Below are 24,516 nucleotides of genomic sequence, written 5' to 3'. Positions count from 1 at the left end.
AGACGGATCAGGAAGCATACTGCTGCTCAATCAGTTCCAATTCAATCAGCAAAGCACGCAGCTCCTGTTCTTCGTAGAAACACTGGCGGCGCAGTTCTTCGGCCAACGCAGAGCCAGACGCCTCCTGCAACTGCTGTTGAAGGTTCAGTATCAAGTGCTGTTTGTCAGCTACCTCCTGTCGTTTTTGTTTTAACGGTGTGGGCACTACGGGCTCAGACACCGCGATTGCGGGCTCCACTGCCAGCTCAGGAGTAGCACCAGCATCCAGAGCTTCATGGCCATTGGATTCGGCATCTTCAACAGCAGCAGGCTGATGTCGGGCATTCGCCGAAGGGCCGTATTTCTTCAGCTGAGTAATATCAAAAGCAACAGCCATATAACGCTCTGGGCGGCCATTGGAGCCCAAGACTGGCAGAATCGTAAGCTGAATCCAGTAGCGGGAGCCATCCTGCCGCTGGTTCTGCAACTCGCCAGACCACTGCTTGCCTCGGCCTATGAGCGCCCACATCTCAAAGAAGATGCTGGCAGGGGTATCCGGACTGCGTACGAGGTTATGGTTCTTACCCAGGAGTTGCTCTCGGGAGTAGCCAGAAACAGCACAGAAGGCATCATTCACCTCAGTTATCACACCTCGCTGATCGGTTTCGGAAAGAATGGCGGCACTTGCCAGCATCCCCCAGGGGCCCGTAAGTGTGCTACTTCCGGGCTCTTCCTTGGACAGTGTTTCTGATACTGCTGTCGGAACTGCATCAGCGGCAAGCACATGAAATTCAGAGGCTTCGCCTTGCGCGTTGAAAACAAGACTGAAAGTACAGTTTAGCTGGAATGTATCGCCCAAGCCACTCTGAAACTGAACCACCTCGCTTAGCTGCTGGGCATGTGGAAGGCGCTGCCACAGCTGCTGGTCGAAAAGACGCGCACGCTCGGCTGCCGGTGCTAGGTCCGTAAAGTGTCGGCCCAAAATCTGGACCATTGGCAAATGAAGCCGTTCCGCAAACGAAAGCGGCGCCTGCTGCACATTGCCATAGAGATCAAGAATCAGCTCGTATATGCCCGTCTGTGAAATGGCAGCTGTTGCGGGCCGCGAGGCCATCTCAGCGAGTTGCGTATGGGCATCAGCCAATACCAGCTCAAGCTCCTGAAGGCGGGTCTGGTATTCATTGGCATGCGCCAATGCTTGCTGGGCACGCTGCTCGGCCTCAAGCAACTGCGCTTCGTTTGTAGCCAGCGCCGATTGCAGGGCAGTCAGTTCTTCAGGATCTGCATGGGGCTGTAGTTTGGCCACTGCAAGTTCGGCCTGGAGGGAGTCTACCTGTCGTTGCAGCTGCTGTACAAGCGCCAACTGCTCTGTGGCATCCGATGCCACGGCAGCGCTGGGCGCGTCAGCGAGTTGGGCTTCCAGTTCAGCAATTCGTGCGCGATAGGTTTCTTCCTGGGCTTCGGCCTGTTTCAGTGCTTCGCGTATGCGAAGTGACTGGTTTTTGGTTTTGGTGATGTCGAAAGCCACGCCTATGTACTTCATTGGCTTGCCCTCAGCATCCAACACTGGCGTAATGCTGAGTTCTACCCAAAACTCAGTTCCATCCTTGGCCCTATTCTTTATCTCCCCACGCCAGAGGAAACCCGCGGAGATTTTGTCCCATAGACGCTCAAAGAAGTCAGCACCATGGTGTCCGCTTTTCAGAATGCTGTGAGGCTGTCCGAGCAGCTCCTCTCGAGTGTAGCCCCAGAGGTAGGTAGCCTCATCGTTCACGAAGGTGAGGTTACCTTGAAGGTCGGTTTCAGAAACAATAGCAGAGTTGTTGAGCGCACCAATCTGACCTGCGAGCTCCAATTGAGCCAGTTTCAGCTTTTCTGCCGACTGTCGTAGCTCCTCTTCCTGCTTCTGCGACAGCTCAAGGAACTGACGAATGCGGGAAGCCTGGCGACGCTGCTTGGTGATGTCGAAGGCCAGTCCAATATACTTCATCGGCTTGCCATCGGCACTCAACACTGGTGAGATGGTAAGCATGACCCAGAAGTCAACGCCGTCTTTGTTGGTATTTTTTACCTCCCCTTTCCACACTTCGCCAGCGGCAATGGTCTGCCACATTTCAGCGAAGAAAGCCTCATCGTGTTCGCCGCTGCGAATGAGGTTGTGGTTTTTGCCCAGTATCTCCTCGCGCGAGTAGCCCCAGGTACCCACCGCTGCATCGTTCACATAAGTAATGCGGCCTTCGGTGTCTGTTTCAGAAAGAATACCTGCGTTGTTAAGTGCCGAAATCTGACCAGCCAACTCAATCTGTTGAGCCGTCATAATCTCGGCATTGTGGCGCAACTGCTCCTCCTGCGCCTGCGAAAGCTCAAGCGCGTGCTGGATCTTTTCCTCCTGCTCTACCTGGGCTGTGATATCAAAGCTAACTCCGATGTATTTCACCGGTTTGCCATCGAAGCCCAGCACTGGCGTAATTGAAGATTTGACCCAGTAATAGGTGCCATCCGCCGCAAGGTTGCGGAATACCCCATGCCAAACCTGGCCGCGGGTTAGTGTGGTCCAAAGCTCAATGTAGAAATCGTCGGAGTGGTGGCCGCTCTTCAGCATTCGGTGATTCGTGCCGATAAGCTCTTCGCGCGGATATTTGCTCAATCGGCAGAACTCCTCGTTCACCAGCGTAATGTTGCCACGCAGGTCGGTTTCGGCGACAATACCTGCGTTGTTGAGCGCCCCAATCTGGCCGCGGAGTTCGATCTGCGTTTTGCGCATTTCCTCCTGAGCAGCCTGTAGTTCTTCTGCATTCTGGCGCAGTTCGGCTTCCTGTGCCTGGGATATCTCGAGCGCCGCACGAATCTGCTCTTCCTGGAGCTTCTGAGCGGTGATATCGAACTGCACACCAATGTATTTCACTGGTTGGCCATTGGAGTCCAGTACAGGGGTAATAGAGGCCGTAACCCAGTAGAAAGTGCCATCCTTGGCGCGGTTCTTGAACTCGCCACGCCACACATTGCCCTGGGTAATAGACTTCCAAAGCTTCTCAAAAAGGTCGTCAGATTGGTGACCGCTCTTCAGCAAGCGGTGGTTCTGGCCAATGAGCTCCTCACGGGTGTAGCGGCTCATGGCAATGAACTGGTCATTCACCGTGATGATACGCCCCTGAAGGTCCGCTTCGGATACGATGGCCGCGTTGTTGAGCGCCGAAATCTGCCCTACCAGCTCTATCTGGGTACGACGCATTTCTTCCTGCTGAGCTTCCAGTTCTTCGGCGTTCTGGCGCAGCTCTTCCTCCTGCGACATCGACTGCTCAAGCGCCGTACGAATCTGCTCCTCCTGCAAACGCTGATTAGTGATATCAAACTGCACGCTGATGTACTTCACTGGCCTGCTATCAGGCCCCAGCACAGGTGTTATGGTGGCATCCACCCAATAAAGGGTGCCGTCTTTTGCCCTGTTTTTCAGTTCGCCCTTCCATACCTTTCCCCGGGTTATAGTGTCCCAGAGGTTGAGGAACACATCTGCCGGGGTAGTATCAGACTTGATGATCCGGTGGGTTTCGCCCAGGACCTCGTCGCGAGAAAAGCGGCTGACCGCCAAGAATCGATCGTTGGCGAAAGTAATGGTGCCATCAAGGTTGGTCTCCGATACAATACCTGAATTGTTGAGGGCAGAAATCTGTCCCCGCAACTCGGTTGTAGCTTTCAGTATTTCGGTTTCACGCTCTTCCAGCGCCCGGTTGGTTTCGAGCAGGGTTTTCTGCTGGTTCTGGAGTTCTGAGCTAAGCGCCTGGCTTTCCTTCAGCAGCTGCAGCGTTTTGGAGCGGCCTTTAAGGTTGGCCAGTGCCGCACCGATGGTTTCACTCAGGCGTTTGACGAAATCAATCTGCCAACTGTGGAATCGGGTGAAGCTCGCAAACTCAACAACCCCATACACGACATCATTGTAAACCAGTGGCACGATGAGCAGCGACCGCGGCGGCGCCTCGCCCAGTCCGCTGGTCATGGTAATGTAGTCGGTGGGAATATCGGAGATGGAGATGACCTCGCGCTCAACGGCACTCTGGCCTACAAAACCTTCGCCAAGCCGAAACTCACGGTGGGTAGTTTTCTTCTTGTTGTACGCGTAGCTTGCGCTTAGCGACAAGTGCAAATCATCAGGATCTTCGTCTTTCAAAAGGAAGAACGCACCCTGATTGGCCTCGATATATTTTGCCAGTGAGGTTATTATGCGATCAGAAAGATGCTGCTCGTCTTCACTGAGGCGAAGGATTTCGCTAAACTGAGCAAAACCGGCTACTGACCAGTTCCGGCGATGTTCGTCTTCAACTACCTGCGCCAGCCGGTCACGCATGTTGGTCATGGCAGCTCCCAGTTGATCGGTTTCGCCCAACGGTTTGAACTCAGTCTTGAAGTTGCCTTCGCCAATTTCAGAGGCAAAGCTGGCCACCCGGCGAAGACTGTTGGTAAGGCCATGCAGATTCAGGGCTACCTCGCCAATTTCGTCTTCACTGATTGGCAGTCGTTTGCGGGAAAGATCCCCACGACTCAGCGCCAGAAGTGCCCTGTTGATTCTGTGCATGGGGTCGGTAATCCCGTTGTACAGTAGGAACATCCATAGAATCAATGCGGCCAGGCCTACCAGTGCTACAATGCCCACAAGCGTAGACCGCCAGGCATAGGAGTCGATTTCGCGGGTGACAAGCGTGTTGCCCTCTCGCACCTGAATCTCAATGAGGCGTGCAAGCCCTGCGTTGATTTCGTCGAAGCGAGGCAAAATGACATTGACAAACAGGTTATCCAGGTCGCGGTCTGTGAAGCGCGTGCGTGCGAAAGAACTGGTGCGGGCCCGTTGAAAGCTGCTGTCAGGGATGACGACCTTGGCTTTGCGCATCAAAGAGTCTACCTGCAGACGACAGGCAATCTGGTAGTACTCCATGCTGACCTTGAGGTCAGAGACAATGGCCAATTCATCAGCCAGTTTCAGGCTGTCTTTCAGGCCCGACCAGATGCGGTTAATTGCCAGGTTATTACGGTCAATGTTGTCACTGGCCTGTTGCAGGATAAATGGCAGAGGCGTGCCCTGCGCATTCAGTACCTGAAGCTGATTCTCATACACCAGCGATTTGAGCTTAACGAGTTGCTCAGTGGGTTGCAGGCGCTCCTGGACCAGTGCGCGTGAATGCGAATGTGCCTGCCTCAGGTCGGTGACGGCCTCCCAAGCAATCCAACTAACCAGTAGCGTTGCAATGGCCAACAGTACACCGAAACGCCACCGCAGGGATAGGCCCAAGCCACGCCCACCCTCGGCTACGTCATCGAAGGTTTCCTGCGCCAGCGCGCGAAACTGCTCGGCGGTAAGGCGCGAACGACGCTTGGCTTTCAGATTCCTGCGCTTACGGTCTGTACTACGCTTGGTAGGCTCCTGCATGGAGAGAAGGGTTCTAAATACGAATGTTCAGAGGCCTGAAGGAGGAACAAACGGCCAGTTGCTGGCCGTTCAATACAACTTTGCTTGCAAGCAAAACTAAGTCCCTTACCCTGCCCCAACCAGACGTGAATTCCTGATTTTCTAGGCGGAATATACGTAGGCTTTTTGGCATTGAGATATCTTGCTGTCTTTAAGCGGATTGCAGAATACCACTCGCCTGAAGCAGTCGCTGGGTATACTCCATTTGCGGGTTTTGGAATACCAATTCGGCTGCGCCAGCCTCCACTACCTGCCCCCTTTGCAGTACCATCACCTGCGGGCACAGCCACCGGACAACCGAAAGGTCGTGCGAAATAAACAGAAACTGAACCCCCGTCTGCATACGCAATTCGGCCAACAGGTTGAGCACCTGCGCCTGTACAGATACATCAAGTGCTGCAACAGACTCATCACAGATGAGGAGCCTAGGCTCCAAAAGCAGGGCTCGAGCTATACAGATACGCTGGCGTTGACCACCAGAGAAAGCATGTGGATAACGCTGGAGACTATCAGCAGGCATTCCCACCCGTTCCAGCATGGCAGCTGTCCGCGACAGCCGGTCTGCATGGGAACTCCCAATACTATGAACTTCCTGAGGAGCAATCAGTTGCTGCCCAATGGTTCGTCTAGGGTTCAGTGAGCCATAAGGGTCCTGAAAAATCATTTGCACACCTCGATTCATACCTGGCACCCTATGACCTAACGCCTGTCCATTCATTCTTACAGTTCCTGACGAAGGGGCAATCAGCCCCATCAGTACACGGGCAAACGTGCTTTTACCACACCCACTTTCCCCAACAATCCCCAGCGAAGTGCCAGCAGGGAGCGTCAAGTCAATGCCCCCTAATGCCTGAAAGACAGCAGGCTTTTGCCCCATTAAACGTGCCCAAAGAGGCCGAGGGGTAACAAAATCCACTTTCAATCCATTGACTTCCAGCAATGGGACTTCGGGCGTATCGGGTTTACGGGCAATCAAGTCATACACTGTTGTAAGCAGTTGACGGCCTCCGGCCTCCAGTTCCTGCACGGTTTGTAGGTGCTGGCCCGGAGCGGCATGCGAAGGCCTGCATGCAATCAGGCTGCGGGTGTAGAGTTCACGCGGTTGATGAAATACCTGTTCGCAACTGCCCAGCTCTACTACTCTGCCTTTCCGCATCACTACCACCGCATCGGCCAACTGTTCTACCAATGCCAAGTCGTGTGTCACGAACAGCATGGCCGTACCATTCGACTTGCATAAATCCCGCAAGAGATGCAGTATTTCGGCCTGTACGGTAACATCCAGCGCCGTAGTGGGTTCATCTGCAATGAGCAGCGCGGGCTTGCGGGCCATCGCCATGGCGATCATCACCCGCTGCTGTTGCCCCCCGCTCAGTTGGTGCGGATAGCGTTGCAGAAAGGTGGTTTCGGCTGGGAGGTGCACCTTGCCCAGCAAAGAAAAAAGAGCAGCCTGTAGTGGCGCAGCAGAGAGGTCGGGGAACATTTCGGCCAACTGAGCACCAATTGACAGCACCGGATTCAAGGCCGACATCGGCTCCTGGAAAATCATACCGATTTCCCGGCCGCGAACAGCAGTCAACTCCTCGTCAGAACATAATGCGAGATTTACTGAATCCTCCGTCACATGCCACCTCATCGCCCCGGATGTCCGTCTGATGTTCCGCTCCAGCAGACCCAATACCGAGAGACATGTAAGGCTTTTGCCACTGCCGCTCTCCCCTACTACGGCGACAATCTGGCCCCGCGCCACCGAGAAACTCACATCTGTCAGCAGTGGCAAGTCTCCCACCGACAACGACAGATTCCTGATTTCCAACAGGGCCGCACTCATACCCTGAAAATGCCAAAAAGTGCGCTCCCACTGCCACTCATTGCGGCATAGACAGCTCCTCTGGAATAGAGCTGGTCCTTAGCCGTTGCCAGCTGAGGATATCGCGCAAAAACACTGATTTCGAAATCGTTGACCAGCTGGCCTCGCCACTGCTCAACTGGGAGCGCCAGCACTGCCCTTACATCACAGTCTGTAGACCAGTGCTCGGGGCGGAGGTTACGGTAAGCCTCGCGGGTATCGCTATGCACTGGTGGTGTTACCAACTCAATCCTGTAGCCTGCAAGATTGACCTCAATTGGTTCAAACACTTCACCTATTCCTTTGGCCATCAGGGGTTTGTTTCGAATGAAAAAAGGAACATCCGCACCCAATGGCAATGCAATTGCTTCCAATACTTCGTCTTTCAGGCCTAAAGCAAGCAGTTCGTTCAGGCCTTTCAGCACATGGGCCGCATCAGAACTGCCACCGCCCAAACCAGCTCCAGAGGGGATGTTCTTCTCCAGTTCCATCTGCACAAAAGGCAGGGTCGGTACCATCTGCTTCAGCGCTTGCCAGGCCTTTAGCACAAGGTTATCTGGGGCTGGCGGAATGGCATGCAGCCCAGTTACTGTCAGTTCGTTGTCTCTCAAACCATCAGACACTGTCAGCACCAGCCGGTCGGACAGGGGCACCGGCATGAACACGGTTTCCAGCAGGTGATAGCCATCTTGCCGCTTGCCCTTGAATGAAAGGCCCAGGTTGATTTTGGCGTTGGGATGAAGCGTCAGGCTTTTCATGTAATCAGCGTACCGCCTGACGGCGATAACGGATGAAGTCGGTAAGGGCCTTGGTATAGGGTTGAGCCACATCCAGCGGCACGAGGTCAATTTCCAGTTCGCGGCAGCGGGTATGCAGCGTTCTACGGTAGGCCTCGCTCTGAGCCAGATACGTAGCCCTGACGTCAGCGGGCTGCACAGAAACACGCTCGTTTGATTCCAGATCTTCGAGGATCAGCGGCTGATCTGGAAACTGGAAGGACAGTTCGGTACTGGCATCCAGCACCTGAAAAATCAGGATGTCGTGGTTCTGGTGGCGCAAATGCTGGAGCGCGGGGAACAGCACTTCGGGGCTTTCTTCGTCCAGCAGTAGATCGGAAAAGAGTATCACCATTGACCTCCGCGGCAGTTTCTGGGCCAGTTGGTGCAGAACAGCGGCCGTAGCGGTACGATGCTGTAGGGTTTCGCGTGTGGCAAGCACCTCTTCCATCACCTGCAACAGCCGCAGATAGGTGCTGGCCGTAGTTTTAGGTGGTAGCGACTGCCTTACTTCGTTGTCATAGAGTGTCAGGCCGACGGCGTCGCGCTGGCGCTGCATCAGGTAGCCGAGTGCCGCCGCAAGGTTGATACTGTACTCCAGCTTGGATACCCGCCCCTGTCCCATGGGATAGCGCATGGAATCCGACACGTCCAGCACTAAATGGCAACGGAGATTGGTTTCTTCCTCAAACCGCCGGGTGTACAGGCGCTCGGTTTTGCCGTATACTTTCCAGTCGATATTGCGGGGGTTTTCGCCGGGATTGTAAGCCCGGTGCTCGGCAAACTCAACCGAAAAGCCGTGGTAGGGACTCTTGTGCAAACCCGTAATGAAGCCCTCTACAATAAGCCGTGCGCGCAGTTCCAGGTTGTTCAACTGGCTCACCACAGCAGGGTCCAGATAGCGTGTGGCTTCCTTCCGTTGGTCTGGCGAACTGCTCATGGCTGTAGTTTGGGATTGTCGCGATGGCGCTCTGCATCGCGAATGGAACGCTTCTCAAGCCCTTTTTTCAGCTCAGTATCCAGGTCTACACCGGTTTGGTTTGCCAGACAGATAAGCACGAACAGAACATCCGCAAGCTCCTCTCCCCACATCTCCTGAAGGTCCTCCTGCGAAGGCTCTTTGCCTTTCTTGAACGATTGCTCTCCGTAACGCCTAGCAGCCAGTCGTGCCACCTCTCCTACCTCTTCCGTCAGAATAGCCATGTTTGTGAGCTCGCTGTAGTAGCGAATGCCCACTGTGCGAATCCAGTGATCTACAGTCTGTTGGGCTTGAGTGAGAGTAAGGGGCGTGTTCATCCTCGTTGTTGGCTGTCCATGCAGATAGTTACAGGGCCGTCGTTCAGAAGTCTGATTTTCATGTCAGCGCCAAAAATGCCTGTCATGACGGGGCCAGAATGCAGACTGCGTAGGCGATCCACAAACTGAAGATACAGGCTTTCTGCCATTGCTGGCGGTGCAGCACCGATGAAGCTTGGTCGATTGCCTTTCCGGGTGTCGGCCCACAATGTGAACTGGGATACCACCAGCAGCCCTCCGTTCAGGTCCTGCACCGACAGGTTCATTTTACCGGCATCGTCGGTGAAAATGCGCATATTCAGCAGCTTGGGTGCCAGCCAATCAATGTCGGCCATGGAGTCCTCTGGCCCCACTCCAACCAATATCAACAACCCCTGCTCAATCTCTCCTACCCGCTGGCCCTCCACTTCAACCGAAGCCTCGGTTACACGCTGAATCACTGCCCGCATGGTTATTTGTGATAGGAATTCTGTGGGATGTTGGCCAGCATATTGGTATAGGTGTGATAGCGGGTATGGGCCACACGGCCATCTTCTACCCCAGCCAGCACTTCGCACCCCGGCTCGTTGATATGAGTGCAGTTGTTGAAGCGACATTTGTCCATGAGCGCACGCATTTCGGGGAAATAGTGCGCCAGTTCCTCTCGGGCAATACCTGTAATTTCAAACTCGCGAAAACCGGGGGCATCAATGATGGCTCCGCCAATTGAAAGCTGAAACATCTCGGCGTAGGTGGTAGTGTGTCTGCCTTTGTCGCTGTGGGCCGTAAGAGGGGCAGTACGCAGGTTGAGCGTTGGGTCTACCAGATTGACCAGTGTTGATTTGCCAGCACCCGAGGGCCCTGACAGAAAGGTTACTTTGTCTTTCAGCAAAGCCTGAACAGTCTCTGCATACTCGGCTTTCTGTGCGCTGATGAGGTGTACCGGATAGCCGGCGTTCTCGTAGATATAGCGGTAGTCGTCCAGCCGGTCCAGTTCCTCCTGCTTCTTCAGCAGGTCTATTTTGTTGAACACCACTACTGCCGGAATGTGGTAGGCCTCGCACATCACAAGAAAACTGTCAATGTAGCCCAGTGGAGTAAATGGCTTGGCCAGCGTGGCCACCATCACGGCTTGGGTAATGTTTGCACATAGTATCTGCGTCTGACTGTGCAGGCGCGTGCTGCGTCGCAGAATATAGTTGTCGCGGGGCAGTATCTCTACGATCACTGGCGTCGGCACCTCAAAGCGTACGGTTACCCTGTCCCCTACTGCAATAGGATTAGTGCTCTTGATGCCCTCATCCAGCCTGAATTTACCGCGCAGGGTTGCGTCTACAGCATCGCCAGACGCCAGGCGTATGCGGTAAAATGAGCCTGTGCTTCTAACGACAGTGCCTTGCGCCTCTGGTTGTTTCTCCATTCACAACAAAGCTAGCGAATGGCAGGCCACAAACCGTGCGTTTGCAAGGCAAGCAGGATACTGCGAGTAGCGCCTCGGTTATCCGAAACATATCGACCCGCGATCAGTGCCTGCGTATTGTAGCCAGGCTCGTCGGCACGGGCTCTGCGCCACTCTTCAGCCAGGTCCTCGGCCTGGCTTATCATACGTGCTGCTCCCGCTTCAATCAACCCTCTGGCCTCCAGAAAATCTTCATAATGCGGGCCAAAGCAGATGCGCTTACCGTAGGCAGCAGCTTCCAGTGTGTTATGAATCCCTGCGCCAAATCCTCCTCCAATCCATACTAGATCGGCGTATCGGTACAGCCTGGACAAAAGCCCGATTGTATCTACCAGCAGAATGCAGTGCTCAGGTTGGCGAAGTGCCAGCTGGGAATAGCGCAGTACCCGCGGATCTTCCGCTAGCGTATTGAGATGATGTTCGTTCAAATCGTGGGGCACCAGAATCAGACAGGCCTCTTTCCCGAGTGTCCGGCTAGTGGCTTGCAGAACAATCCGTTCGTCGGGAGGCCAGGTACTGCCCGCCACAAAACAGTGACGCTTGCCGATGAATGATTCCACTTCAGGCAAAGGCTGCCAGTTATCTGCTATTTCCCCAACCCTGTCGAAGCGGGTGTCGCCCGCTGCTACCGCAAAGCCTTTGTAATTAAGCACGTTGCGCAGTATTGGCAAACTTGCTTTCTCCTGAACGGCTACCAGCGAAAGATGCTGAAACAACCGCTGGTACCAGATACGCGCAGGGAAAGAAGCAAAACCCCCGCCAGACCGAATATGAGCAGATATCAGAGCGACCGGAATCTTACGCCGATCAAGTTCTGCCAGATAGTAGTACCACAGCTCATACTTCACAAACACTGCCAAAGAAGGCCTAATAGCACTGATAAAATCGTGCGCATTGGCTGGGCCATCCAATGGTAGATAACAGACAAGATCAGCATGTGTGTAGTTTTTTCGAGCCTCGTAGCCAGACGGAGAGAAGAAGGTGAGGACAAAACGGGCATCTGGGGATCTGCGGCGAAGTTCTTCGAGCAGGGTGCGACCTTGCTCAAACTCGCCAAGCGAAGCGCAGTGCATCCAGACCGTAGGACCGCCCGCAACCCACTTACCAGCAAGCTGTTCACGCCAGTGGAGACGCCCCTGAACCCACAGGCGCATTTTGCCACCGCCAAGCGCCAGCAGACGTACCAACAGTGCGCCCAGCCACAGAACCAATCGATACAGTGTGATCATTGTGCACCGCAAATCTGCACAAAAACCCTCATGTCGGTATTTATCATCTATCTTTGCGCACACCTCAAGACTAACATGAAACTGGCTGTAGTAGGAACAGGCTATGTGGGCCTGGTAACCGGCACCTGCTTCGCTGAAGCAGGTAATGATGTCATCTGCGTGGATGTAGACCAAGAAAAACTGAAGCGTCTGCATGCGGGGATTGTAACCATCTATGAACCGGGACTGGAAGTCCTGTTCTCGCGCAACATCAAGGAAGGGCGGCTGTCGTTTACCGACAACCTCAAGGCCGCAGTTGACCATGCCGATATTCTGTTTCTGGCGCTGCCTACCCCACCCCAGGAAGACGGTTCTGCCGACCTGCAATATGTTTTGAAGGTTGCCGAAGACATTGCTGGCATGATGACCAGCTACAAGGTACTGGTGAACAAAAGCACGGTACCAGTAGGCACTGGCGACCGTGTTACGGCGATCGTAAAAGCCCGGACGGATGTGCCTTTCGATGTAGTATCGAATCCAGAGTTTCTTCGTGAAGGCGCCGCGGTTGAGGATTTCATGAAGCCGGAGCGCATTGTCGTAGGAACCCAGAGCCCCCGCGCCAAGGCCCTGATGGAGCAGCTTTACAAGCCGTTCGTGATGAGCGGCAACCCCATCTACTTCATGGATGTTCGCAGTTCGGAACTGACGAAGTATGCGGCCAATGCGTTCCTGGCTACAAAAATCAGCTTCATGAACGAGATAGCCCAGGTGTGCGAGCGCGTGGGTGCCAATGTTGACATGGTGCGTCTGGGTATCGGATCCGACTCTCGTATTGGCAAAAGATTCATTTTTGCTGGTGTAGGCTATGGCGGCTCTTGCTTCCCCAAGGACGTCAAAGCCCTGAACCACACTGCCGATGAGTACGACTATCCCTTCCAGATACTCAAGGCCGTAATGCAGGTAAACGCCAATCAGCAGCAGCTGCTGACCGACAAAATCCGCAGTTTCTTTGGCCAGAGCCTGAAGGGCAAAAAACTGGGTGTGTGGGGATTGGCCTTCAAACCTAATACCGACGACGTACGCGAGGCCCCAGCGGCGGTCATCATTGAAGAGCTTCTGGCTGGGGGTGCACAGGTTACTGCGTATGATCCTGTTGCCAGCGAGATGTTCCAGCGAATGAACCCTTCGCTCAACATCACGTATGTAGACAACATGTACCAGGCTACCGAGCAGGCCGATGCGCTGGTTATCATCACTGAGTGGAACGAGTTCCGTACCCCTGACCTGCCACGTGTACTGGGCCAGCTGAAAGAGAAAGCGGTATTCGATGGCCGCAATATTTACGAAGAAGCAACGATGAAGGAATCGGGTTTCTTCTATGCCAGCATTGGCCGTCCTACAGTAGACGGCCGCGCCTGACAGGTTTCCCACATTGCAGCCTTCCCAGCTGGCATTTGGTGGAAAGCCTTTGCGGCTGGGAAGCTAGCTTTGTGGTACCATGTTTCTGGAACCCACGCAATCGGCACACCTCGGCAATCCTGGCACGGGGTGGATAGAGGTTATCTGCGGCAGTATGTTCTCCGGCAAAACCGAGGAACTGCTGCGAAGGCTCCGGCGTGCCCAGTTTGCCAAACAGCGGGTCGGCATCTTCAAACACAGCTTCGACACCCGGTTCGATGCGGAAGCCATCGTGTCGCACGACCGGAACACGCTTCGCTCCATCCCTGTGGGGCGCTCGGAGGAGATTCTGGCACTGGCCGATCACTTCGAGATCATCGGCATAGATGAAGCCCAGTTCTTCGACGACGGCATCGTAAACGTTGTAAGCCAGCTGGCCGACAGCGGAAAGCGGGTAATTCTGGCGGGCCTGGACATGGACTATCTCGGCAACCCCTTTGGGCCCATGCCGCCCCTTCTGGCCATTGCAGAATACGTAACCAAGCTGCATGCCATTTGCACGCGCACGGGCGAAATGGCGCATTTCTCGCACCGGAAGGATAAGCTCGAAGGACAGCTGATGCTGGGCGAAAAAGAGCAGTACGAGCCGCTTTCGCGCAGGGCCTTTCTGGAAGCCCAACGCAGCCGTAAATCAGCACCTGCCGACCCGAATCAACCTCACTGAAAACAGAAACGCCACCCAATGGGTGGCGTTGTTCTTTCAAGCTGAGGGGCAATTACTTGCCAGCCTTACGGGCCTGAATCTCTTTCAGTACGGCCGAAATGCCATTCTTGGCAACCGTCTTGATCGCTTTTGCAGAGAGCTTCAGCGTAACCCAGCGATTCTCCTCGGGGAGGTAGAAGCGCTTCACCTGAAGGTTGGGCACGAATTCGCGCTTGCTCTTATTGTTGGCGTGCGACACGTTGTTGCCAATGCGCACTTTTTTGCCGGTCAGTTCACACACACGAGCCATTGTCGCAGTCTATTTATGCAGTTTGAGAACAGGATTCGCGTAAAGAGTTGCAAAGATACAAATCTCACGCAATCAGCAACTATTCTACCACTATTTTTTGCTTAAACCGCTGCCCATTCCCTTCCAGCAGCAGAAAATAGACCCCACTCGATGCTACTCCGGGCAGCTCTGTCTGTCTATATGACTGCAAATATCGGCTGTATTGTTGCACCAATCGCCCATTGGCATCTACCAGGGTAAACTGATAGTTGCCCTCAGGCAAAGAAGAACTCTGGAACCAGATTGCCCCACGCACCGGATTGGGATAAACGGCGGGACCTGCCAATGCGGCTGAAGAATGCACTACGCGTACCACCCATGTCTGCGTTGCGGAACAATGCGCGGTGGCGGCCATCAGCTGCACGGTGTAGCGGCCTGTATCGGCAGGGGTGAACACAAAGACCGAGTCGGTGCCTGTGGCGCCATTGCTAGCCGACCACAATCGGAAGACAATGCCCGGCGTTCGGTCTACTGCCCTAAACCCCTGTTCCAGGGTGGTAGCTGGTCCCGTAGTGCTCACAATCAGCGTTGGCACTGGGTACACCTCCACCCGAATTGAATCTGTCGTCTGGCAGCCATATGCATTGAGCTGCCGCACCCAATAGGTACCAGATGTGGTGACCGAAATGGAATCAGCCGTGGCACCACTGTTCCAGAGCAGCGCACCAGGTGTTGAGTAGTGTGCCCGCAGAACCAATGGCCCGCAGGAAACCGTGTCGCTACCCAACGTTACTACTGGCTTCGGCTGATATTCCACTTTCACCGTATCCACTGCCACACAGCCGCCAGTTGTTACGGCACGCACCCAGTAAGTACCCGCCACCGTCACGGCCAGAGTATCGCCGGTGGCGCCGGTGTTCCATAGATAGCTGGCGGCCGGACTGTTGGTTCGTGCGCGCAACACCGCAGGCTCGCAGATGGTAGTGTCGCTGCCCACAGAAACGGCAAAGGCCAGCTGTTCGCATTGATAGGCCTGGCGCACCGAATCGGCCCGAGCCAGCAACTCTCCACGCGATTCTGCGCCAATCAAAGCATATTCCAATGTCAGAGAGTCCGCTACATCCAATGGGCCGTAGGACAGCATTTGTACAATGTCGGCCTTGAACCGTTGAGAGTCTGGCGGGCTAGCCATAAACCGGAACTTCCCACTGTCTTTGTACAGGTCCAGCACTGGCGTTCCAGCATAGGCCTTCACTTTGGCAGGAAGTGAGAGCGCCAGTACGCCGTAGTACTTCTTGTTGGTGCTGGCGGTGTCGCTGGTAGCATAGGCCAGCTTGCGCCCGGTGTCGTAGAAAGCGGAATCCAGAAAAGCATTGCTGCCAATGTCCCAGTCGAAAAACAGGCCAGTATACAGTCCAGTGGCGGGAATTGGTTGCTGGTTGTAGAATGTGTACTCCAGACGAACGGTATTCTTCCACACACCAGCAGTATCGGCAATGGCGCGCAGCCTCGCCCCCACCCCAAGAGGCAGGGTATCCGAGCCACTGTCGTTGACCCAGGTTTCGGCAATCTGCACCCTACTTCCGGAAGGAGGCAAATACCGGATGCTGGAAGTGGGAATCCAGTCGAGGTCCTGCTGGCCACTCAGGTTCCGGATGTTGTCGACCACCTGAAAAGTATCGCGCCCCATGAGCAGGCCGCTTTCGAACAGCGCACTGGCCTTGCCGCCAAACTGCACTCCCAGCCCGCGGGCATTGGTGCCATAGTCCTGCCAGCCCAGGCGGCCATTCGCAGTCAGTGTAGTGCGCAGCTTGTTGCGGTCAACATTGGCATAGGTGCGGCGCACCTCCAACTCATACCACTCGTAGTCGGTATAACCTGCGGCTGTGTACCCAAACTGTAGATACAGGAGCGCATCGGCGGGAGCGTCTGGCCGGATACGGAAACGAAGCTTCTGCGCAGGATTTACAGTGGCCATGCTCGCCAAATCGCCCAGGGAAACGACTGAGTCCAAGGGTAAAACCTCCAGGTAGGGACTGAAGCTACGCAACGACGCAGTAGCTCCCGTAGCGGCATCCAACCAGTTACGCCAAGAAACGTCTAACGTGATGGTATCACCAGCGTTAGGCACATTATCTTTGCCATTCGACAGCTGAATGGAAATCGTCCGGATAGCTGGCGTTGCCAAAGTCAGTGCCCTGAATACATTTAGGCGGCCTGTGCCCATTCGCTGTGCGAAAGCAGGATTCAAGGCGTCTATGTTATCCGTTGTGATACGTAATCGCTCCGCAATCTGCTGCGGACTGTAGGTAGGATATATCTGTTTGACAAGACCCGCTGCACCTGAAGCCAACGGTGCACTAAACGATGTGTAATACCCGCCCCCGAAATACGTGGTACGCCAATCGGTTGTGCTGCCACCTGAAGGCGTAACCAGGTCCATCCGCGTGTTAGCCCCACTGAAGACAGATGCAGTTTTGCGGTCAGTGATGTCAACCGTCCCTACAGAGAGTACGTTGTCAAACGATGCAGGATAGTAGTATGGGTCGCCCCCACTGGCAGCAACTACCACAGCACCCCGAGTGAGTACAGCATAGTTAACGGCGTCCTGCCCCAACCGCGAGTACGTAGTACCTCCCCAAGAGCAGTTGATGATATCAGCTCCACGATCAGCAGCGTAGACAATGGCTTCATAGCCCACATAGATCCCTCCCGCCAGGTTTTCTGCAGCAACCTTTACGGGCAGGAAACGACAACTCCACCCCATTCCAGCTACTCCGATTGAGTTGTTGGCCAATGCAACTGCATATCCCGCTACCCATGAGCCATGCCGCAGATTGACATTGCCAGGCCGTGGGTCTCGGTCAGGAATGGGATTAAATGCATCGTTACCGACTAAGTCCAAACCAAAAAAGTCATCCACAAACCCATTCCCGTCATTGTCCACCCCATCTACAGGGTCTGCGTAATTACGCTGAAGATTGGGAAGCAGATCTGGGTGATCATATTGAATCGCATTATCTATGATTGCGATGAGAATGGAGGTATCGCCTCTGGCAATATCCCAGGCATCGAATGCCTTTATCACCGGCAAAGGGCGCTGGTTGTTTATGTAGAAATCATTGGGCCTCGTAGCTAGTGGTATAGCCATGTATTGCGGCTCTGCATACTCTATGTCGGCAGACAGCGACAGCCACTGACAGATGGCAGGCACATTCGCTTCTGGACCGAAATCAAGATTGTAGATGGTTGTCAGATCAACCCAGCGTCCGCCCCGAGGCAGGCGTTCCTGTGCACCAGGCTGGCGGGCATACGCAGCTGCCGAAGGAAATTTCTGCTGAATAATCGGGCTCCCAAACAGACGTGATACCTGAGCCATTAGCGGCACAGCCTCTACCCGATATCCCGCATGGAAAAGTGGCTCACGGCGGAATTTCACCACAACTCTGCCTGGGTACCAAGCGGGTTGTCTCGCCTCGGCACACACCGTCCCGAAAAGAATCAGAAAGACTCCTGAAAAAAAAGCCAGAAGTCTCATTGACACTATTATACGTCTGGTACCCATATACAAATCTACTCCAGCAAAACCTGCACCACAATGCGCGGACAAGCAGAAAGATGCCCGCCCGTCAAAACATTAGTATTTTCGCGCGACTTATTCAGGCCAATATCAGCCAATGGGACTGTTTGATTTCTTCCGAAAGAACACTGATGCCAATAAGGACAAACTGTCCCAAGGGCTGGCACCCACCAAAAGCAACCTGTTGGGCAAGCTGGCCCGCGCCGTGGTGGGCAAACGCACAATTGATGATGAGGTACTGGACGAACTGGAAGCCGTACTGCTGCAAAGCGATGTAGGAGTTGCTACCACCGTAAAAATCATCAACCGTATCCGGGCCCGGGTTTCGCGCGACGCCTATGTGGGCACCGACCAGCTGGATGCGCTGCTCCGCGACGAGATTGTGCAGATGCTGGCCGAGAACAAGAGCGCCACGGCCGCGCTGGAAGTAGAAAAGCCCGTGGTGGATGGCAAGACCATGCCCTATGTGCTGATGGTAGTTGGCGTGAACGGTGTGGGCAAAACCACCACTATCGGTAAACTGGCGCATCAGTTCAAGCTGGCAGGGCACAATGTAGTACTGGGCGCTGGCGATACCTTCCGGGCAGCAGCAGTAGAGCAGCTGAAAATCTGGGGCCAGCGGGTTGGCGTGCCTGTCGTTGACAAAGGCCAGAATGCCGACCCCGCCTCGGTTGCCTTTGAAGCAGTGAAGCAGGGTCTGGAAATGGGCGCCGATGTGGTAATAGTTGATACGGCGGGCCGCCTGCACAACAAGGCCCACCTGATGGACGAGCTGTCCAAGATTCGCCGTACGATGAGCAAAGTCATCCCCAATGCGCCCCATGAGGTGCTGCTGGTGCTGGATGCCTCTACCGGGCAGAACGCCTTCCAACAGGCGGCGGAGTTCACCAAAGCCACACAGGTTTCGGCACTCGCACTCACTAAACTTGACGGCACGGCCAAAGGCGGCGTTGTGCTGGGCATTTCAGACCAGTTTCAGGTGCCAGTAAAGTATATCGGAGTGGGCGAAGGCATGACCGACCTTCAGCTCTTCGAACCGCAGCGGTTCGTAAGCAGTCTGTTTGAAAAAAGCTGACGACCCGATTATCTGACAGCCCTGAGGGCTTTCAGACGTGCTTCGGCCATGGCGCGTGCCTTGGGATTCTCGTCCCTGTCGGCTGCCGCACGGTAGTTTTCCTGTGCTTTCTGCACATCGCCTTGGGCTTCATAGAGTTGCCCCAACAGCAGGTATAGCTCTACCGTGTAGGATGATTCAAGGTCATTGGCTTTCCGCATGAAAGCCTGAGCAGCCAGGGCAAACTTCAACGCCTCGGCGGCCTGGTTGGTGCGGGCATAAAAGGCTCGGGCGTAGAAGAGATAGGCTTTGGCCGCAGTCTGGGTTGGCACACCACTTTCTGCTACCCCCAGCAGGCGGGTTTCATGAGCTGGCACCTTTCTGAATGCATTGATGAGCTGGCCAGTTACCCGTTCGCTTTCGGCATACTCTCCTACTAAAAACAGAGCCCTGCCATAGAAGAAGGCAAAGAGGGAGTTTCCGGGATAACGGGCATGTAATTGCGCTGTAATCTCACGCATGCGCTTCAGGTTGCCTTCCGTTTCCAGTATTTCCAGTAGAAACCCAGCAGCTTCTGTCTGGGTGTAATTAGGCCGGGCAAAGCAGGTTTCCAACTCCTGAATTCCCTTCACCTTGTTACCTCTGGGGAACAGGCTGAGAAAGGGGCGGGCCAGTGGCTTATGGTCGCTGTACCACTCGCGGTAGTAGAGATACACGCCCGAGCCAAAGAGAAACTCGAGGTGCGCCTGCTTGAATTCGTCACCCTTTTTAAGGGCAGGCATACACTTGATAGCTACGTTGGCCGCTTTGAAATAGCTGCCACGAAGTGCCAACAACCGGGCTTTGAAAGCCAGCGCACCAAACTGAAAAAACTCAGCTTCCCAATCTTTGGGGTCCGCTTTCAGTCGCTCAGTAGACGCCGACAGACATTTCTCAGCCAACTCCAGCATCCGGGCGTCATACCGCTGGTCCTGATCAGCCGCGGCAACCTGCCACCAGGTGTTGGCCAGCTTCAGGAAAATAGGGGCTGGATGATTGGGACTTTCGGCCTCCAAACGGTTGAATATGACATCAGCTGCCTGAAACTGAAAGTTATACATCAGAGCCAACCCCTCCCGTGCCGCCGACTCAAAAGCCGGTTGCCGAATGAGTTGGGCCCTCAGTCCAAAGGGCAAAGCCCACAGAATCAGCAACAGGCCGCTGCCAACTGTGGGCTTGAGCCAGAAAGAAACGCGAAGCAGCAACCTTAGGGCAGAATAGCGATGCATTCAATTTCGACGATACAATCCATGGGCAGCCGCGACACCTCAACAGTACTGCGGGCTGGACGGTGATCGCCAAACACTTCGGCGTAAACCGCATTCATTCGGGGAAAATCCGTCATGTTTTTCAGGAAAACTGTCGTTTTGGCGACATCACTGAAGGTAAGTCCGCGAGCAGCCAGAACGGCAGCCACATTCTTCAGTGCCTGACGGGTCTGCGTTTCGATATCGGTACCAACCAATTGCTTTGAAGCAGGATCGATTGGCGTCTGGCCTGAGCAGAACAGCATGCCATTGGCTTCAATGGCCTGGGAATATGGTCCGATCGCTGCTGGGGCGCTTTCGGAATGAATGGCTTTCAGCTTCATCTGGTTGATTAGTTTTGCGCCAAATATAGCGCCACCTCTATGGATATCTCCCAAGTACCCAACGTTAATTACGATCCAACAGCTGACGCTTTCAAGCGGCTGCTCAGGATCATGGACGAACTGAGGGAGTGCTGCCCCTGGGACCGTGAGCAAACCCTCGAGACCCTGCGCACGCTTACTATTGAGGAAGTATACGAACTGGGCGACGCCATCGTTGCTGGCGACCTGAAAGGGCTGAAAGGCGAATTGGGAGACCTCCTGCTGCACATTGTCTTCTACGCCCGCATTGGCAGGGAGCAGGCGCAGTTCGACATGGAGGGTGTTATCACGCAACTGTGTGAGAAGCTCATACGCCGCCATCCACACATTTATGGCGAAACCAAGGTAGAGGGCACAAAAGACGTTCTGGCCAACTGGGAAGCCATCAAACTGAAGGAAGGCAACAAGTCTGTACTGGGAGGCGTACCGGCTTCGTTACCAGCGTTGGTGAAAGCATACCGGATTCAGCAAAAAGCCAAAGGCGTCGGTTTTGACTGGCCTGATGCGAGTGGCGCAATGGCTAAGGTCCGGGAGGAAATCACAGAGCTGGAAGAAGCCGCCGCAAGCGGCAACGCCAGCCATCTTGAAGAAGAATTCGGCGATCTCATGTTCGCGTTGGTGAACTACAGCCGCCACCTTGGTCTGAACCCCGAGGATGCGTTGGAAAAAGCCAACCGCAAGTTTATTCACCGATTCCAGCAAATGGAGCAGACGGCTGCCAGCAAACAGCAGGAACTACGAAACCTTACCCTGGACGAACTCGAAGAACTATGGCAACGAGCCAAACAAGCCCCCATCCAACCCGCGACAGAGGCATGATGGCCGAGAAAACTGGTCGAGATGTAGCTCTGGCAGCCTCACTCATTCACGACGGCAAGCTTGTGGCCATACCTACAGAGACTGTTTATGGGCTGGCGGCAAACGCCCTGAACCTCGACGCTGTAACGGCCATCTTTCAGGCAAAGAACCGTCCGTTCTTTGATCCCCTGATTGTACACGTACTGAATCTGGAAGCAGCCCAGAAGCTGTCCTCCGGCTTTCCAGATTTAGCGTTACAACTGGCCGAGCGTTTCTGGCCAGGCCCGCTTACACTGCTGGTCCCCAAGTCGGCAGCCATTCACGACCTGGTGACAGCCGGAAGCGACCGTGTGGCCCTGCGCATTCCTTCCCACCCGATGGTCCGCGACCTGCTCAAAGCCTGCCAATTACCGTTGGCGGCTCCATCGGCCAATCCATTCGGCTACGTCAGCCCCACCACTGCCCAGCACGTAGCCGACCAGCTTGGCGACAGCGTCAGCTACATCCTCGACGGGGGGCCCAGCTCCATAGGCATCGAAAGTACCATTGTTGGTTTCGATCCCCACCCTGTTGTTTATCGCCTCGGCGGTATTCCGGTCGAAGACATTGAGGATGTCATTGGACCTGTGGAAGTAAAAGCGCACTCTACCTCCAATCCACAAGCGCCGGGAATGCTTGCCAGCCACTACGCCCCCCGCACCCCTTTGTTTTTGGGAACGCGTGAGGCCGTTCTGGCCCATCTGGGTGAGCAGCAGGACCTGGCAAAATGGGGTAGCATCAGCTTCGCAAGCAGTCTCGAAAAGCCACTGGGCCGCGAGATTGTTCTCTCCGAGACAGGCGATTTGAACGAGGCAGCTCAAAACATTTTCTCGGCCCTGAGACAGCTGGACAGCAGCAACTTGCATGGAATTGTAGCTGAGCTGCTGCCTGAGAAAGGTTTGGGCCGTGCTGTCAATGACCGACTGAAACGTGCCGCCGCCAAACGTTGAACAACGCAAGACACATACGGCCCCTACCCTATTGCAGGTATTTCGCCGGGATTTATCAGAACAAACACCATCAATTAAGCAGAAACACGTATATTGCTTTGATTAAGTCCTGAACAGTGAACGCTACCTCTACCAATCTGGAGCCTGCAGAACTCACCCGGAAGCTTACGGAAGCCGAAAGCCGTATTGCCGAACTGGAGCAACAACTGCAGAAGCAGGCCATCGACAATGCCGCACTGGCACAGGAGTTAAAGCGAACACACCATCTGCTGATGGTATCGGAGAAGATGGCGGCTCTTGGCCAGTTGCTCACTAATGTTGGTCACGAAATCAACACCCCGGTGAGCGCCATGAAGTCATCGGCGCAGAGCATTGAGCGTATGCTGGGCCCTTTGGTGCAGGAACTTCCTGGGTTGTTTGCAGCCGTGCAGGGAGATGCCAATCATCTGCTATTGAAATTGTTGATCACTGCTGCCAACAACGACACCAGCCTCACGACCAAGGAAGAGCGTTATTACCGAAAGGAACTCGAAGAGCAGTTTACTGAAGCTGGACTGGAAGAACCAGCCGAGCTCGCCAAAACGCTTATCGAGATCCAAATGATTGACGTACAGGAGTTTCTACCGCTACTAAAGCACGATGAAGCTCCCGCAATCATGCAGGTACTCAAATACGTTGCGGGACTTAAGGCCGCGGTGCTCAACCTGAATCTGGCCGCTGAAAAAACTGCCAAGATCATTCTGGCGCTTAAGAGCTACTCACACGTCAACCGCGACGAAAAGCTTGAACCGGTTAATCTGGAGAGTAACCTTCAGTCCATTCTCACCATCTACCACAACCTGCTGAAGCATGGTGTGCAGGTAATCAAAAACTATGAGGAGATTCCTCCTATTATGGGCATCTCCGACCAGTTGGGCCAAGTCTGGGCCAATCTCATTCACAACGCCATACAGGCAATGAAAGGCACGGGCACTTTGACGCTCGAAATTGCCCGCGACACACAATACGCCATCGTGCGGGTTATAGACTCAGGTGAGGGCATATCTCAGGAAAACATCAATCGAATTTTTGAGCCCTTCTTTACTACAAAGGTGCAAGGCGAAGGATCTGGGCTCGGCCTTGATATCTGCCGGAGGATTGTCGAAAGGCATGCAGGTAAAATCTCTGTTGATTCTGAACCTGGCCGAACGGTTTTCACTGTGATGCTGCCTTTCGAGGCGCCCAGCGTTAACTGACTCATTTTTTACGCCCAGTTAGACACAAAAGGCGGGGCTAAGTGTTTCATTTTTTGATACATAGCCTATCTTTGCCGAAAGCATCCAACTACTGGGTACTCACATGAGCCTCAACCAGACATACACCATACTTTACAAGCGATTGGTTTACAGTCTCTTGCTGGTGGCTGGTATGCTATCCTTCGTGGGCTGTCACACCGAAACCCGCCGCATCGTTACGCCTGTCTCGGCGGGCACTTCTTCCCGCAGGGTTATTTCCTATAAAGGGCTTGCCTACAACCACGGATACACCAAGCGTGTGCCCCTGTTGGTTCCCATTGCCCAACCTGATCCTCAGGCATTCAAGCCTAAAGCCGCTCCTGTCTATACGAGTGCAGTTGCCGAATCGATAGCCGAGCAGCCCACTACTGTCTCTCAGGTGAAAGCTGCTGGCAAAAATGGTCGCCGTGAAAACGAATCGCTAACTGCGCGTGCCAACTATTCTACCGAAGCGTTGGATGCCGACCGTATGTACGCCAGCATTCAGCAGATGTATCAGGTGGATGAGCAGACCGATGATGCCAAAATGCGTGCGTTCAAGGCCATGAAAGACAGCCTGGATGCCACACTGGCCCGCAATGGCTACACCCAGAAGCAGATCAAGCAGTTCTATATTCTGAACTATCTGGGCGCACAGCAGGCCAACCAGCCTGCCCAGCAGAAGCCTGCATCCGGCAGTTCAGCGCTGCCACTTGACCGTCCGCGCAGAGCGCAGAACTATACCGCCGTTTTTTTTACTCGTCCCTGAGTCATTTTGG

General features: G+C 54.4%; 19 protein-coding genes. 7 read left to right on the top strand and 12 right to left on the bottom strand.

All coding sequences use genetic code 11. The annotated features are described in order from the left end of the window. Positions 1–7: 7 nt before the first annotated feature. The 8 genes from AC2D8O_RS08060 to AC2D8O_RS08025 all read right to left on the bottom strand — a co-directional run bounded on the left by AC2D8O_RS08060 (position 8) and on the right by AC2D8O_RS08025 (position 12,088). Entirely contained in the window at positions 8–5,398 is a 5,391-nt protein-coding gene (locus AC2D8O_RS08060; RefSeq protein WP_484678311.1) for a PAS domain S-box protein, read from the bottom strand. Between the two features lie 190 nt (positions 5,399–5,588). Beyond that, positions 5,589–7,268: a dipeptide ABC transporter ATP-binding protein gene (locus tag AC2D8O_RS08055; protein WP_484678310.1), complete on the bottom strand. Its 1,680-nt coding sequence runs from the start codon at positions 7,266–7,268 to the stop codon at positions 5,589–5,591. Beyond that, entirely contained in the window at positions 7,265–8,044 is a 780-nt protein-coding gene (gene ispE, locus AC2D8O_RS08050; protein WP_484678309.1) for a 4-(cytidine 5'-diphospho)-2-C-methyl-D-erythritol kinase, read from the bottom strand. Before ispE ends, AC2D8O_RS08055 begins: the two co-directional genes overlap by 4 nt. A gap of 4 nt (positions 8,045–8,048) precedes the next feature. Then, positions 8,049–9,002, bottom strand: coding sequence for a DUF58 domain-containing protein (locus AC2D8O_RS08045; protein WP_484678308.1), 954 nt, complete (start codon positions 9,000–9,002; stop codon positions 8,049–8,051). Next, complete coding sequence (locus AC2D8O_RS08040) at positions 8,999–9,358, bottom strand: nucleotide pyrophosphohydrolase (RefSeq protein WP_484678307.1); 360 nt, start codon at positions 9,356–9,358, stop codon at positions 8,999–9,001. Before AC2D8O_RS08040 ends, AC2D8O_RS08045 begins: the two co-directional genes overlap by 4 nt. After that, complete coding sequence (dtd, locus tag AC2D8O_RS08035) at positions 9,355–9,807, bottom strand: D-aminoacyl-tRNA deacylase (protein ID WP_484678306.1); 453 nt, start codon at positions 9,805–9,807, stop codon at positions 9,355–9,357. Before dtd ends, AC2D8O_RS08040 begins: the two co-directional genes overlap by 4 nt. A gap of 2 nt (positions 9,808–9,809) precedes the next feature. Continuing rightward, positions 9,810–10,757, bottom strand: a complete 948-nt coding sequence (rsgA, locus tag AC2D8O_RS08030) for a ribosome small subunit-dependent GTPase A (protein WP_484678305.1) — start codon at positions 10,755–10,757, stop codon at positions 9,810–9,812. Positions 10,758–10,768: 11 nt separating this feature from the next. Further along, positions 10,769–12,088 carry a 3-deoxy-D-manno-octulosonic acid transferase gene (locus tag AC2D8O_RS08025; protein WP_484678304.1) on the bottom strand — a complete coding sequence of 440 codons (1,320 nt, stop codon included), beginning with the start codon at positions 12,086–12,088 and terminating at the stop codon, positions 10,769–10,771. A 12-nt stretch (positions 12,089–12,100) separates the two neighbouring features. On the opposite strand from AC2D8O_RS08025, the gene AC2D8O_RS08020 reads away from it, so the two are divergent. Then, positions 12,101–13,423 carry a UDP-glucose dehydrogenase family protein gene (locus AC2D8O_RS08020; protein WP_484678303.1) on the top strand — a complete coding sequence of 441 codons (1,323 nt, stop codon included), beginning with the start codon at positions 12,101–12,103 and terminating at the stop codon, positions 13,421–13,423. A 79-nt stretch (positions 13,424–13,502) separates the two neighbouring features. Then, positions 13,503–14,126, top strand: coding sequence for a thymidine kinase (locus AC2D8O_RS08015; protein ID WP_484678302.1), 624 nt, complete (start codon positions 13,503–13,505; stop codon positions 14,124–14,126). Positions 14,127–14,178: 52 nt separating this feature from the next. Here the strand turns inward: AC2D8O_RS08015 and rpmB are convergent, their stop codons facing one another. Continuing rightward, positions 14,179–14,415 carry a 50S ribosomal protein L28 gene (gene rpmB, locus AC2D8O_RS08010; RefSeq protein WP_484678301.1) on the bottom strand — a complete coding sequence of 79 codons (237 nt, stop codon included), beginning with the start codon at positions 14,413–14,415 and terminating at the stop codon, positions 14,179–14,181. A gap of 79 nt (positions 14,416–14,494) precedes the next feature. After that, positions 14,495–17,836 (bottom strand): S8 family serine peptidase, encoded by a 3,342-nt coding sequence (locus AC2D8O_RS08005; protein ID WP_484678300.1) that lies wholly within the window; start codon positions 17,834–17,836, stop codon positions 14,495–14,497. Positions 17,837–18,071: 235 nt separating this feature from the next. Here AC2D8O_RS08005 and ftsY point away from each other — a divergent pair, with 235 nt between their 5' ends. Then, positions 18,072–19,049, top strand: coding sequence for a signal recognition particle-docking protein FtsY (gene ftsY, locus AC2D8O_RS08000; RefSeq protein ID WP_484678299.1), 978 nt, complete (start codon positions 18,072–18,074; stop codon positions 19,047–19,049). Positions 19,050–19,057: 8 nt separating this feature from the next. Here ftsY and AC2D8O_RS07995 read toward each other — a convergent pair whose 3' ends face one another. Together AC2D8O_RS07995 and AC2D8O_RS07990 are read right to left on the bottom strand one after the other, a co-directional pair. Next, on the bottom strand, positions 19,058–20,296 hold the full coding sequence (locus AC2D8O_RS07995) for a tetratricopeptide repeat protein (protein WP_484678298.1): 1,239 nt from the start codon (positions 20,294–20,296) through the stop codon (positions 19,058–19,060). Next, positions 20,275–20,658 (bottom strand): RidA family protein, encoded by a 384-nt coding sequence (locus tag AC2D8O_RS07990; RefSeq protein WP_484678297.1) that lies wholly within the window; start codon positions 20,656–20,658, stop codon positions 20,275–20,277. Before AC2D8O_RS07990 ends, AC2D8O_RS07995 begins: the two co-directional genes overlap by 22 nt. A gap of 39 nt (positions 20,659–20,697) precedes the next feature. Here AC2D8O_RS07990 and mazG point away from each other — a divergent pair, with 39 nt between their 5' ends. The 4 genes from mazG (at position 20,698) to AC2D8O_RS07970 (ending at position 24,506) form a co-directional block, all read left to right on the top strand. Next, positions 20,698–21,516, top strand: a complete 819-nt coding sequence (gene mazG / locus AC2D8O_RS07985; protein WP_484678296.1) for a nucleoside triphosphate pyrophosphohydrolase — start codon at positions 20,698–20,700, stop codon at positions 21,514–21,516. Beyond that, complete coding sequence (locus AC2D8O_RS07980) at positions 21,468–22,484, top strand: L-threonylcarbamoyladenylate synthase (RefSeq protein ID WP_484678295.1); 1,017 nt, start codon at positions 21,468–21,470, stop codon at positions 22,482–22,484. The genes mazG and AC2D8O_RS07980 overlap by 49 nt, the downstream gene beginning before the upstream one ends. A 116-nt stretch (positions 22,485–22,600) precedes the next feature. Continuing rightward, positions 22,601–23,719 (top strand): sensor histidine kinase, encoded by a 1,119-nt coding sequence (locus AC2D8O_RS07975; protein ID WP_484678294.1) that lies wholly within the window; start codon positions 22,601–22,603, stop codon positions 23,717–23,719. Positions 23,720–23,822: 103 nt separating this feature from the next. Continuing rightward, on the top strand, positions 23,823–24,506 hold the full coding sequence (locus tag AC2D8O_RS07970) for a hypothetical protein (RefSeq protein ID WP_484678293.1): 684 nt from the start codon (positions 23,823–23,825) through the stop codon (positions 24,504–24,506). Positions 24,507–24,516: the final 10 nt, after the last annotated feature.

Source organism: Pontibacter sp. T17, assembly GCF_057219875.1.
Note: the sequence above shows the minus strand (reverse complement) of the source record. Positions and strands in the feature narration are given on the sequence as shown.

Coding starts and splice junctions, on each gene's coding strand:
- AC2D8O_RS08060 (WP_484678311.1), bottom strand. CDS start 5,398: ATGCAGGAGCCTACCAAGCGTAGTACAGACCGTAAGCGCAGGAATCTG.
- AC2D8O_RS08055 (WP_484678310.1), bottom strand. CDS start 7,268: ATGAGTGCGGCCCTGTTGGAAATCAGGAATCTGTCGTTGTCGGTGGGA.
- ispE (WP_484678309.1), bottom strand. CDS start 8,044: ATGAAAAGCCTGACGCTTCATCCCAACGCCAAAATCAACCTGGGCCTT.
- AC2D8O_RS08045 (WP_484678308.1), bottom strand. CDS start 9,002: ATGAGCAGTTCGCCAGACCAACGGAAGGAAGCCACACGCTATCTGGAC.
- AC2D8O_RS08040 (WP_484678307.1), bottom strand. CDS start 9,358: ATGAACACGCCCCTTACTCTCACTCAAGCCCAACAGACTGTAGATCAC.
- dtd (WP_484678306.1), bottom strand. CDS start 9,807: ATGCGGGCAGTGATTCAGCGTGTAACCGAGGCTTCGGTTGAAGTGGAG.
- rsgA (WP_484678305.1), bottom strand. CDS start 10,757: ATGGAGAAACAACCAGAGGCGCAAGGCACTGTCGTTAGAAGCACAGGC.
- AC2D8O_RS08020 (WP_484678303.1), top strand. CDS start 12,101: ATGAAACTGGCTGTAGTAGGAACAGGCTATGTGGGCCTGGTAACCGGC.
- AC2D8O_RS08015 (WP_484678302.1), top strand. CDS start 13,503: ATGTTTCTGGAACCCACGCAATCGGCACACCTCGGCAATCCTGGCACG.
- rpmB (WP_484678301.1), bottom strand. CDS start 14,415: ATGGCTCGTGTGTGTGAACTGACCGGCAAAAAAGTGCGCATTGGCAAC.
- ftsY (WP_484678299.1), top strand. CDS start 18,072: ATGGGACTGTTTGATTTCTTCCGAAAGAACACTGATGCCAATAAGGAC.
- AC2D8O_RS07995 (WP_484678298.1), bottom strand. CDS start 20,296: ATGCATCGCTATTCTGCCCTAAGGTTGCTGCTTCGCGTTTCTTTCTGG.
- AC2D8O_RS07990 (WP_484678297.1), bottom strand. CDS start 20,658: ATGAAGCTGAAAGCCATTCATTCCGAAAGCGCCCCAGCAGCGATCGGA.
- mazG (WP_484678296.1), top strand. CDS start 20,698: ATGGATATCTCCCAAGTACCCAACGTTAATTACGATCCAACAGCTGAC.
- AC2D8O_RS07980 (WP_484678295.1), top strand. CDS start 21,468: ATGGCAACGAGCCAAACAAGCCCCCATCCAACCCGCGACAGAGGCATG.
- AC2D8O_RS07970 (WP_484678293.1), top strand. CDS start 23,823: ATGAGCCTCAACCAGACATACACCATACTTTACAAGCGATTGGTTTAC.